The following is an 11,028-nucleotide window of genomic DNA, read 5'->3' as shown; positions in this document are numbered from 1 at the left end:
GGGGCACCGAGGGCGCCGGCACGAGGCGGCCGGCCCGGCGTTGGCAACTGGTCCGGGCCGGCTCCGACGCGGTGCCGGCGTCGACCCGACGGTTCATGGCCCGGGCCCGGCAGCGTCGGGTCCGGGCGGCGCTGCCGTGGGCGGTCGCCGTGGGGCTGGTCACTGTCGCCGGTCTGGTCGCCTGGACGGTGCTCGGCACCGGCCTGTTCGGGGTACGCGAGGTCCGGGTGATCGGTGCCGACCTGGTCACCCCGGTCGAGGTACGCGACGTGGCGGCGGTGCCGGACGACACCCCGCTGGCCCGGGTGGACCTGGCCGCGGTGGCGGGCCGGATCGAGGGGTTGGCCCCGGTGGAGCGGGCCACCGTCACCCGGGACTGGCCGGACGCCCTGGAGGTTCGCCTGGTCGAGCGCACCGGGGTGGCGGTGGTGCCGCAGGGACAGGGGCACGTGGTGATCGACCGTTCCGGAGTGGTGTTCCGGACGGTGGGGGAGCCCCCACCGGGCCTGCCCGTGGTTCGGGTTGCCGAGCCGGGCCCGGCCGATCCGGGGACCCGGGCGGCACTGGAGGTGCTCGGTGCCCTGACCCCGGAACTGCGGGAGCGGCTGCTGGACGTCCAGGTGGAGGGGCTGGCCCGGATCAGCCTGCGGTTGGCCGACGACCGGACGGTGTTCTGGGGTGACGCCACCCGGGGGGCGGAGAAGGCCCGGGTGGCCGCCGCCCTGCTCGGCCAGCCGGCCGAGCGCATCGACGTGAGCGCCCCGGACGTGGTGACGTTCAGGTGAGCTGCCACTGTGGCCTGCTGGGGGGTGACCCGTGGCGCTAAGCGGACGACACGCCGAGCAGGTGTTTGGCTCATGGCGTGAGGGCGCTTACGTTGCCCCGAAGAGGATCAGTGGTTGACATAGTTGTAAGCCTCTAGTAGAGGGTTAGGGTTCAGCTTTGGCCCTTCACGGGGGACAGTTGGTGTCGGCCGCAGGTCTGGCCACGCCGTACCGGGGCGGTGCGAAGCCAATCTCGAAGGGAAAGGACCGGAGATGACACCTCCGCACAACTACCTGGCGGTCATCAAGGTCGTCGGCATCGGCGGCGGTGGGGTCAACGCCGTCAACCGGATGATCGAGGTTGGGCTCAAGGGCGTCGAGTTCATCGCGATCAACACGGACGCGCAGGCGCTGTTGATGAGTGACGCCGACGTCAAGCTCGACGTGGGGCGCGAGTTGACCCGGGGGCTCGGCGCGGGTGCCAACCCCGACGTCGGCAAGAACGCCGCCGAGGACCACCGCGACGAGATCGAGGAGGTGCTCAAGGGCGCCGACATGGTCTTCGTGACCTGCGGGGAGGGTGGTGGCACCGGCACCGGTGGCGCCCCGGTGGTGGCGAACATCGCCCGCAAGCTGGGCGCGCTCACCATCGGTGTGGTGACCCGGCCGTTCTCGTTCGAGGGCAAGCGCCGCCAGGTGCAGGCCGAGGCGGGAATAGAGGAACTGCGTAACCAGTGCGACACGCTGATCGTCATCCCGAACGACAGGCTGCTGGCCCTCGGTGACCGCAACATCAGCATGATGGACGCCTTCCGCACCGCTGACCAGGTGCTCCTCTCCGGTGTCCAGGGCATCACCGACCTGATCACCACCCCGGGTCTGATCAACCTGGACTTCGCCGACGTCAAGAGCGTGATGAGCGGTGCCGGCAGCGCGCTGATGGGCATCGGCAGCGCCAGGGGCGAGAACCGGGCGGTCGAGGCGGCCGAGGCGGCCATCTCCAGCCCGCTGCTGGAGCAGAGCATGGACGGGGCGCGTGGTGTGCTGCTCTCCATCGCCGGCGGCTCCGACCTCGGCCTGTTCGAGATCAACGACGCGGCCCAGCTGGTCACCGACGCGGCCCACCCGGAAGCCAACATCATCTTCGGTGCGGTCATCGACGACGCGCTCGGCGACGAGGTACGGGTCACTGTGATCGCGGCCGGATTCGACGGTGGGGTGCCGGCGTACAAGACGGCCGAGTCGCCCCGCAAGTCCAACCAGAACCAGTCCACCCCGCCGAGTACGCCGCCACCGCCGGCGATGCCCGCGCAGCCCCAGTCGCCGCGCCGGGTGCTCTTCGACGACGTGGACGTGCCGGACTTCCTGAAGAACGGGTCCTGAGCGGCGTCGATGAGCGACGACGACAGCACCGGGGGCGGGGACCGGCGGGCCGAACTCGCCGCCGGCCTGGCCCGGGTCCGGGCTCGCATCGACGACGCCTGTGCCGCCGCCGGCCGGGACCGGGACACGGTGACGATGATCGCGGTCACCAAGACCTACCCGGCCGGTGACGTCCTGGCGCTGGTCGGTCTCGGCGTGCACGACGTGGGGGAGAACCGGGACCAGGAGGCGGCGGGCAAGGCCGCCGAGGTGGCGGCGGCCGGGGGGCGGCCCCGCTGGCACTTCGTCGGGCGGCTGCAGCGCAACAAGTGCCGTTCGGTGGTCCGGTACGCCGACGTGGTCCACTCGCTCGACAGCGTCCGGCTCGTCGGTGCCCTCGACACCGCCGCCTCGGCGTACCGGGACCGGCCCCTGGACGTCCTGGTGCAGGTCAGCATCGACGGCGACCCGGCCCGGGGCGGCACCGTCGCGGGCTCCGCCGACCCGGACACCGGGCTGGGACCGGTGGCCGACGCGGTGGCGAAGACGCAGGGGCTCCGGCTGACCGGACTGATGACGGTGGCCCCCCTGGGGTGGGAGCCGGAGCGGGCTTTCGCCCGGCTGGCCGAGGTCTCGTCGGCGTTGCGCGTCGACCATCCGGAGGCCACCGAGTTGTCCGCCGGGATGAGCGGCGACCTGGAGACCGCGATCGGTCACGGCGCGACACAGGTACGGGTCGGCAGTGCGTTGCTCGGAATGCGTCCCACCCTGCGGTAGCCTGGCTGCGGGAGAAGCAAATTACATCGCTGTTGTTTACGGGGCGGCATTCCGTCGTCAGGGGGCCGCGGCGGGCGGGACGCGAACCGCTCGCCGGGGATTGCCGTTCCGGTCCGATGGGCACCTGTTGCCCATCGCGACACGCGACACGGCATGGGGGCACGTGCCGCACAGCGGACGGAAGGGCGCGGGATGGGTGCACTGCGCAAGGCGGGGGTCTGGCTCGGTCTGGTCGAAGAGGACGACGAGCGGGGCTACGACGACGGTGGCTACGACAAGAGTGGCTACCGCGATTCCCGGTACCGGCAGAGTCGGTACGCCGAGGAGTTCGCCGACGAGGACGACGACGAGGCGGACGACCCGCCCGCCCCGCCACGGCCCCGTGCCGGTGACCGGAGCCGGCTGAGTGAGCGTTCCACCGCCCGGTCGATGGAGACCGAGCGGGGCGAGAGCGACCGCCCCGAGCGGCCCGAGCGGCTGGACCGTTCCGACCGGTCGAGTGTCCGCTCCATCACCAGGTCCGGTGCGGGTGAGACGGCGGGGTCGCTGTCGTACCACACCCGCGACAACCTCGCCCTGGCACCGCAGGCCCAGCCCCGGGAGCGTCAGGCGGTGGTCGAGGAGGAGCAGCGGTACCAGATCACCACGCTGCACCCCACCACCTACCGGGAGGCCCGGACCATCGGTGAGCACTTCCGCGACGGCGTACCCGTGATCATCAACCTCACCGAGATGGACGAGGCGGACGCGCGTCGGCTGGTGGACTTCGCCGCCGGTCTCGCGTTCGGCCTTCGCGGTACGATCGAGCGCGTGACCAATCGGGTGTTCCTGCTCTCACCGGCCAACGTCCAGGTCACCGCTGAGGACAAGGCCAAGATCGCAGAGGGCGGGTTCTTCAGCCTCAGTTAGACCCGCCCGACCGAGGGACATCGCCTGCCGTGTTGTCGATCCTGCTGCAAGTCCTCTACCTGATCCTGTACTTCCTCCTGCTCACCCTGCTCTCCCGATTTGTCCTCAGCGCCGTCCTCCAGTACGGTCGCCGCTGGCAACCGGGCCGGGGAGCATCGGCGGGACTGGAAACGGTGTGGAGCGTCACTGATCCGCCCTTGAAGGCGTTGAGGCGTGTGATCCCTCCACTGCGAATTGGTACCGTGAGCATCGACCTGGCTTCCCTTGTGCTCCTGGTTATCCTGATCGTGCTGATGGAGTTCGTGTTGAAGCGGCTGATCCTCGGGCTGTGACCCGCTGGCTCGGCGCGCTACGCGGCCGCAACTGACCCGAGGAGTTTCGATGCCGCTGACCCCGGCCGACGTACACAACGTCGCCTTCAAGAAACCGCCGATCGGCAAGCGGGGGTATGACGAGGAGGAGGTCGACGCCTTCCTGGACGAGGTGGAGCGCGAGCTCGCCCGTCTCATAGAAGAGAACAACGAGCTGCGTGCCCAGGTGGAGCGCGGTGGCCGTGGCGCTCCCGCCGGCCCCGGCGGCGACGCCCGCATGGCAGCCGAGCTCAACGACGTCAAGTCCCAGCTCGACCGGGTGCAGCGCGACAAGGCCGCCGCCGAGCAGGCCGCCCGCGCCATGCAGGCCGAGCTGGAGCAGGTCCGCGCCGCCGGTGGCCCGGCCGTCGCCGGTGACGGCGAGCAGCAGGCGCTGCGGGTGCTGATGATGGCCCAGCGCACCGCCGACGACCACGTCTCCGACGCCCGTCGCGAGGCCGACCAGCTGCTCTCCGAGGCCCGGTCCAAGGCCGAGGAGGTCACCCGGGAGGCGAGGGCCAAGGCCGACGCACTGGAGCGGGACGCCCGCCAGCGGCACCAGGAGGCCATGGGGGGCCTGGACGCCAAGCGCAGCGCGCTGCAGAAGCACATCGAGGAGCTCAAGCAGTTCGAGCGGGAGTACCGCACCCGTCTCAAGGCGTACCTGGAGAGCCAGCTGCGTGACCTCGACGGTCGCGGCCAGGGGCTGGAGGCCGAGATGACCCGCTCCGAGGGCAGTCGTGCCGTCGGTGGCAACGGTCTCGCCGCTGCCGGTCTCGCCGGTTCCTACGGTGGCGGTCGCTCCGGCGCACTCGAGTCGGGTCGCTGATCCACGGTCGACGGCCGTCGTGGCACGGCCGTCGACCGCCTAGCCGGTCCGGACGCCGGGGGTTGAGCCTTGCTAGTCGCCAGTCTGCTGCTCATCCTGCTCGCTGTCGTCCTGCTGGTTCTCGGGCTCTCCGGTGGATCGAGTCTCCTGCTGGGCACCTCGATCGTGGCCAGTCTGTTGGCCGCCGTCGCGCTGGTGGTCGGCGCCCGCCAGGCGGTCGTCTCCCGCGCTGCGGCGGACCGGGGGCCTCCACCCCGGGGTGACTCCCCGACCGGCCCGGCGACGGCGTACGACGGGGCGACCGGTGAGCCGAGCCTCGACCCGTACGACCCCGCCGGTGAACCGGTGCGGGCCGATCCGCGGATCCCGGTCCAGTACGTTCCCGCCGGCCCCGACCGGGAGCCGCAGACAACCGACGACGACCCCGGGTGGCGGCAACCGCCCGGGGCGTCGTCGTCGACCGGCCCGTCCGTCGTCGACTTCCCCCCGGCCGTGGACTTCCCCCCGGCGATCGACCTGCCCCCGGGCCCGGGAACGTCTCCGCCGGTCGACCCCGTCGCCGCTTCCGGGGCCTTCCCCCCGGACGATCCGACGTCCACCTCCGGCACGTCCCCTCCGCAGAGTCCGGCGCTGTTTTCGCCGGACGGCCCGGTGTCCACTCCCGGCCCGTTCCCGCCGGACGGCCCGGTGTCCACCCCCGGCCCGTTCCCGCCGGACGACCCTGAGCCGCCCCCCGCTCTGTTTCCGCCGGACGTTCCCGGGTCGCCCCCCGCTCTGTTCCCACCGGACTTTCCCAGGTCGATCCCCGGTCCGTTTCCGCCGGACGATTCCGTGTCCACCTCCGGGGCGTTCCCGCCGGACGACCCCGTGACCGTCGGAGCCTCCGACAGCCCGGCCGATCCGCTCGACGGTTCACCCGGCGAGGTGGACTCGACCCCCACCCCCGCAGCGATCACCACCGTCGTCGACCCGGTGACCCCGGTGGCGGCGGGTTCCACGTCCGTCGGGCCCGAACCCCCCGGGTGGGAACGGCAGGCGGAGGCCGAGGAGGTCGACGACGACCCCTGCGGGCCCGGTCAGCCCGTGGTGGGGGTGCAGCGCGTCGCATTCGACCCGGACCCCTGGTCGGGGACGCTCGATCCCGGGCCGGTCGAGCTGCCGGACGAGCCCGCCGCCCAGCCCGTCACCCTCGCCGACTCGGCTCTGGTGGCCCGCCTCGACACCGAGGTCCAGGTGGTCGACGGGCGCCCCCGGTACCACCTGGACGACTGCGCGCACCTGTTCGGTCGGGAGTACGAGCCGCTGTCGGTCTCCGAGGCGGTGGGGCTGGGCTTCACCCCGTGCGGGCGGTGCTGCCCGGACACGGAGCTGCTCGCCCAGGCCGGACCCTACTGAACGCGATGCCGACCCGTCCCGACCGGCCGCCGGACCCTCGACGATCCGAGGCGACCGCCGGCCCCGACGAGGCGTTCCCGATCCCGGTACGGGTGAAGCCGGGCGCATCGCGGCCCCGGGTCGGCGGCCGGTACGACGGTCCGCACGGTCCCGCGCTGGTGGTGGCGGTGCACGCGCCCCCGGTGGACGGGCGGGCCACCGAGGCGGCCCGACGGGCGTTGGCCGAGGCGCTGGGTCTGCGACCGGCGGTGGTGTCGCTGCGGGCCGGTGCCGCCAGTCGGGACAAGCTGTTCCTGGTGGAACGCCCGCCGGTGGGGCTGTCCGATGTGGTCGCCCGGCTGCGCGACGGTGTCGACGGCTGAGCGGGTGACCGAGTCGCCGGTTCGGCGAGTACGGGGTCGACCGGGAAGGTTAGCTGCTAGCGTACCTTTTGCCCCGATGAGGGGCTGTTCGCGGCGGGATCATAGTGCGCTGGTGCGGCACGTTGTCGTACCAGGCGTACGTTCCGTATTCTTGCCACTCTCGGGAGTGCACGGCCGACGGTGCCGGGCGCCCCCTTTTCGTACCGGGGGACGCCATGGCGGCGGCCCCCGCAGGCACCGCCGACCGCCGCGGTTTCGTGGCCGAGGGAGCTGACGATGGCGAAGCCAGCCGACACCAGGACCGCCGGGCGCAAGCCGGCGGCGAAGGCCACCCGCAGCACGGCGGAGACCGAGAAGATCCGGGCAGCCCTGGCGGCACGTCGGGACGAACTGACCGCCGAGTACGATCAGACGCTGAGCGAGATCACCGAGTTGCAGCGCGACCGGCTCACCGACTCGGCCGGCGACGACCAGGCCGACACCGGGACGAAGACGTTCGAGCGGGAGCAGGAGATCTCCCTCGCCAACAGCATCAAGGAACGGATCACGCAGGTCGAGCGGGCGCTGGAGCGACTCGACGAGGGCCATTACGGCTGGTGCGAGCGGTGCGGCAACCCGATTCCGGTGGAGCGGCTCGCCGCCTTCCCGTCGGCGACCCTCTGCGTGGCCTGCAAACAGCTGGCGGAGCGACGGTGAGTCCCGCTCCCCGGTGACCGCACCGCCGAGAGCGTCGATGGGGAGCAGATGAGTTCAGCACCGCCCGCCGAATCCGGCAGGGCCGAGCCCGGGGGCGGCCGGGGCCGTCCCCGGGCGACCGGGGTCCTCTTCGGGCTCGGCCTGTCCCTGCTGGTCGCCGACCAGTTGACCAAGGAGGCGGCGCTGGCCGCCCTGGAGGGCGAAGAGCCGGTACGACTGCTCGGCGGCGCGCTCTACCTCACCCTGGTACGCAACAGTGGGGCAGCGTGGAGCATCGGCTCCGGCTACACCTGGGTCTTCCCGTTGATCACCCTCGCGGTGGTGGGCTGGATCACCTGGATGGCGTTCCGGCTGCGGTCGATGCCCTGGGCGATCTCGCTCGGTCTGATCCTCGGCGGCGCCCTGGGCAACCTCGGGGACCGGATCTTCCGGGCCCCGGGTCACTTCCTCGGGCACGTGGTCGACATGGTCAGCCTCTTCGACCCGTGGGGTCGGGTGTTCCCGGTGTTCAACCTGGCCGACAGCGCCCTGGTCTGCGGGGTGATCCTGGCGGTGTTGTTGGAGTTGACCGGGCGGCAACGCGACGGCACCCGGATCACCGGTGACCGGGACCGCGCCCCCAGGGGCGCCGGTGACGACAACGCCCCGGCCGCCACCCACGGCGGTAGCACCACCGAGAGCAGCACCACCCACGGCGGCAGCGCCACCGAGAGCAGCGCCGCCGAGAGCAGCGCCGCCGAGAGCAGCGCCGCCGAGAGCAGCGCCGCCCACGGCAGCGCCACCGACGGCGTCCGTGACGGCGGCGACCCGGCACAGCAGCGGGGGCAGGCATGACGACTTCCGCCCACCGTGACCAGCGGTCCCTGCCCGTCCCGGACGGCCTGGACGGCATGCGGCTGGACCAGGCCGTGTCCCGGCTGCTCGGGCTCTCCCGGACCGCCGCCGCAGCGTTGGTCGACGCCGGGGACGCACTCGTCGACGGGGTGACCCGCCCTAACTCGTACAAGGTGAAGGCCGGTTCCTGGCTGGAGGTCACCCTGCCCGCCCCGGCCACCGCCCCGACGGTGGTGCCACAGGCGGTGCCGGGTCTGCGGGTGGTGTACGCCGACGACGACATCGTGGTGGTCGACAAGCCGGTGGGGGTGGCCGCCCACCCCAGCCCCGGCTGGACCGGCCCGACGGTGATCGGCGGACTCGCCGCGATCGGGCACACCATCGCCACCAGCGGGGCCGCCGAACGACAGGGGGTGGTGCACCGCCTCGACGTCGGCACCACCGGGATCATGGTGGTGGCCAAGAGCGAGACGGCGTACAGCGCGCTGAAGCGGGCCTTCAAGTACCGCGAGGTGGACAAGAGGTACCACGCGGTGGTCCAGGGGCACCTCGATCCGCTCCGGGGCACCGTCGACGCCCCGATCGACAGGCACCCCACCCACGACTACCGGTGGGCGGTGGTCTCCGGCGGCAAGCCCAGCGTCACCCACTACGACACGTTGGAGGCGTTCCCGGCGGCCAGCCTGGTCGACGTCCGACTGGAGACCGGCCGTACCCACCAGATCCGGGTGCACTTCTCCACACTGCGCCACCCCTGCGTGGGCGACGTCACGTACGGTGCCGACCCGACCCTCTCCGCCCGGCTGCGGCTGCACCGGCAGTGGCTGCACGCGCGGGCACTGAGCTTCGTGCACCCGCGTACGGGCGAGGAGGTCACCTTCGTCAGTGAGTACCCGGACGACCTGGCCGCCGCCCTTGCCCTCCTCCGGGACTGACCCGACCGGCCCGCCCCGGCGACGACGGCCCCCGGCGCTCGGCGTCGCGGCCCTGGTCTGCGTCGGGGCGGTGCTGGTCGCCGCGGCGGTGACCGGAGACCGGGAGCCGGTGGGGGACCGGACCGTCGGGGAGGTGACCCGGGTCGGCGTACACCACGGTGGGGCGATCCCCGACTACCTGGAGACGGCGGCCGGGGAACTCGCCGGACCACCGGCCACCCCGGTCGCCGACGCGGCCGGGGCCGGGGAGTGGGCCCTGGTCTCCCTCACCGACTACCTGCCGCCGCAGCGGCTGGCCGAGGTGGTGGGGGAGGTCCCGGTGTCGGTGGTCCTCGCCCGGGTGCCGCTCACCGGTCGACAGACCGAGATCGTCCGGATGTCGGCGCTGCGTCTGCCGGACGACGCCGTCGCCGCGATGGCCGAGGTCGCCGAGGGCAAGGACCGGGAGGCGGCCGACCAGCGTGCCCGGTCGGCCGCGCTGACCGACGCCGACGAGGAGCAGGTGCGGCTGCGCCGGGTGTACGACAGCGGGGCCGAGGTGGCCGCCGCCGAGGCGCAGGCCTACCGGTCGGGGTGCGCCTGCCTCTACGCCGTGGTGGTCCGGGCCGCGCGACCGGCGCTGCGGAAGTTGGCGGCTCATCCGCAGGTCCGGGCGGTCGATCCGGCTCCCGAGGTACGGCGGCTCGACCGGACCGTCTTCACGCCGCCGCTGCCGGAGCAGCACGACCTCGCCCGGCCCCCCGCCGACGACCTGCTCGACCCGGTCAGGTCACCCGAACCGTCGTGACTGGTCACACAGTGGACAAGCCGTCCCGTACCGTGGGCGGTTGACCGGTGGTGAAACCGACGGTGACCGGTGGGTCACCGGCGTTGCGGCGGGTGTCCATCGGCCGGTGAACCGCGTGGACCTCGACTAATGTCGGTCGGACGGTGGCCGGACGGCATCCCGGCGGTGATCTCCACGACGAGGAATGTGCGCGTTCCGGTGTGGCCCGAATAGGGTTTGCTTCGTAGCCTGTCAGGCGGGATCCGATTGCGCTGGGAGGGCGAGCCGTGGACGGCAGCGAGACCGGCTGGAGTCGGCAGGCCGAACCAGCACCCCGGTGGCGGGCGCTGCTCGACCGTGCCCGACTCGGGGGTCGGCACGCCGATCCGGCGGAGCACGACCACCGGATCGACGATCCGCTGCCACCTCCGGAGCCGCTGCCCCGTCGGACGTCGGGCAACCGCCAGGCGGGTCGGACGGGTGCCGCCACCCGGTCCACCGACGGCGGGTACGGCGGTGACCTCGGTGGTCGTCCCGACCCCGGCTACCAGTCCGACCCCGGCTACCGTCCCGACCCCGGTCGTCTCCCGGAGCCCGGCTACCGCTCCGACCCCGCTCCGGAGCCCGGCTACCGTCCCGACCCCGGCTACCGCTCCGATCCCGGTCCCGGTCCCGCCCGGGAGTCCGGCTACCACCCCGACCCCGGTCGTCTCCCGGAGCCCGGGTACCGCAGCGAACCGGCCCGCCGGTCGGACCCCGGCTATCCGGCGGAACCCGCCCATCGCCCCGCCCCGCCCCCGTACCCGGACCGGACCCAGCAGGACCGGACGTACCGTCCGGACCAGGGCCGTCCGGACCAGGGCCGTCCGGAGCCTGTGGAGTCCCGGTACTCCCTGCTCGACAACGGCTACCGGCACGAGCCGCCGACGCCTGCGGCCCCGGAGTCCCGGTACGCGCTGCTTGACAACGGTTACCGGCAGCGGGCGTTCCCGGCACCGGCACCGCCCTCACCCCCGGCACCGCCCTCACCCCCGGCACCGCCCTCACCC

At 72.8% G+C, this 11,028-nt stretch carries 11 protein-coding genes and 2 pseudogenes; all 13 read left to right on the top strand.

Annotation, left to right across the window (positions count from 1 at the left end; genetic code table 11):
* A partial coding sequence (locus ABT336_RS25040; RefSeq protein WP_350899667.1) for a cell division protein FtsQ/DivIB occupies nt 1-785 on the top strand: 785 nt, incomplete at its 5' end.
* A 252-nt stretch (nt 786-1,037) separates the two neighbouring features.
* Complete coding sequence (gene ftsZ / locus ABT336_RS25035) at nt 1,038-2,147, top strand: cell division protein FtsZ (protein WP_350899665.1); 1,110 nt, start codon at nt 1,038-1,040, stop codon at nt 2,145-2,147.
* A 9-nt stretch (nt 2,148-2,156) separates the two neighbouring features.
* On the top strand, nt 2,157-2,903 hold the full coding sequence (locus tag ABT336_RS25030; protein WP_350899663.1) for a YggS family pyridoxal phosphate-dependent enzyme: 747 nt from the start codon (nt 2,157-2,159) through the stop codon (nt 2,901-2,903).
* Between the two features lie 192 nt (nt 2,904-3,095).
* Nucleotides 3,096-3,812: a cell division protein SepF gene (locus ABT336_RS25025; RefSeq protein ID WP_350899661.1), complete on the top strand. Its 717-nt coding sequence runs from the start codon at nt 3,096-3,098 to the stop codon at nt 3,810-3,812.
* A 29-nt stretch (nt 3,813-3,841) separates the two neighbouring features.
* Nucleotides 3,842-4,144 carry a YggT family protein gene (locus tag ABT336_RS25020; RefSeq protein WP_350899659.1) on the top strand — a complete coding sequence of 101 codons (303 nt, stop codon included), beginning with the start codon at nt 3,842-3,844 and terminating at the stop codon, nt 4,142-4,144.
* A 49-nt stretch (nt 4,145-4,193) separates the two neighbouring features.
* Nucleotides 4,194-4,991: a DivIVA domain-containing protein gene (locus tag ABT336_RS25015; RefSeq protein WP_350899657.1), complete on the top strand. Its 798-nt coding sequence runs from the start codon at nt 4,194-4,196 to the stop codon at nt 4,989-4,991.
* A 69-nt stretch (nt 4,992-5,060) separates the two neighbouring features.
* Nucleotides 5,061-6,386, top strand: a complete 1,326-nt coding sequence (locus ABT336_RS27610; RefSeq protein ID WP_502891260.1) for a hypothetical protein — start codon at nt 5,061-5,063, stop codon at nt 6,384-6,386.
* Between the two features lie 5 nt (nt 6,387-6,391).
* The gene (locus tag ABT336_RS25000) at nt 6,392-6,748 is read left to right on the top strand and encodes a DUF167 domain-containing protein (RefSeq protein ID WP_350899655.1); all 357 of its coding nucleotides are present in this window, start codon (nt 6,392-6,394) and stop codon (nt 6,746-6,748) included.
* A gap of 276 nt (nt 6,749-7,024) precedes the next feature.
* Nucleotides 7,025-7,444, top strand: coding sequence for a TraR/DksA family transcriptional regulator (locus ABT336_RS24995; RefSeq protein ID WP_350899653.1), 420 nt, complete (start codon nt 7,025-7,027; stop codon nt 7,442-7,444).
* A 48-nt stretch (nt 7,445-7,492) separates the two neighbouring features.
* Nucleotides 7,493-8,050: pseudogene (gene lspA, locus ABT336_RS24990) on the top strand (signal peptidase II); the annotation flags it as partial.
* A gap of 224 nt (nt 8,051-8,274) precedes the next feature.
* A complete protein-coding gene (locus tag ABT336_RS24985; protein ID WP_350899651.1) occupies nt 8,275-9,213 on the top strand; it encodes an RluA family pseudouridine synthase in 939 nt (312 codons plus the stop codon).
* Nucleotides 9,164-10,000, top strand: coding sequence for a hypothetical protein (locus ABT336_RS24980; RefSeq protein WP_350899649.1), 837 nt, complete (start codon nt 9,164-9,166; stop codon nt 9,998-10,000). Before ABT336_RS24985 ends, ABT336_RS24980 begins: the two co-directional genes overlap by 50 nt.
* A gap of 266 nt (nt 10,001-10,266) precedes the next feature.
* Nucleotides 10,267-11,028: pseudogene (locus ABT336_RS24975) on the top strand (ATPase); the annotation flags it as partial.

It is taken from the genome of Micromonospora sp. NPDC000207 (assembly GCF_040300925.1).
Taxonomy (GTDB): Bacteria; Actinomycetota; Actinomycetes; order Mycobacteriales; family Micromonosporaceae; genus Micromonospora.
This window is presented reverse-complemented; position numbering and strand designations above follow the sequence as displayed.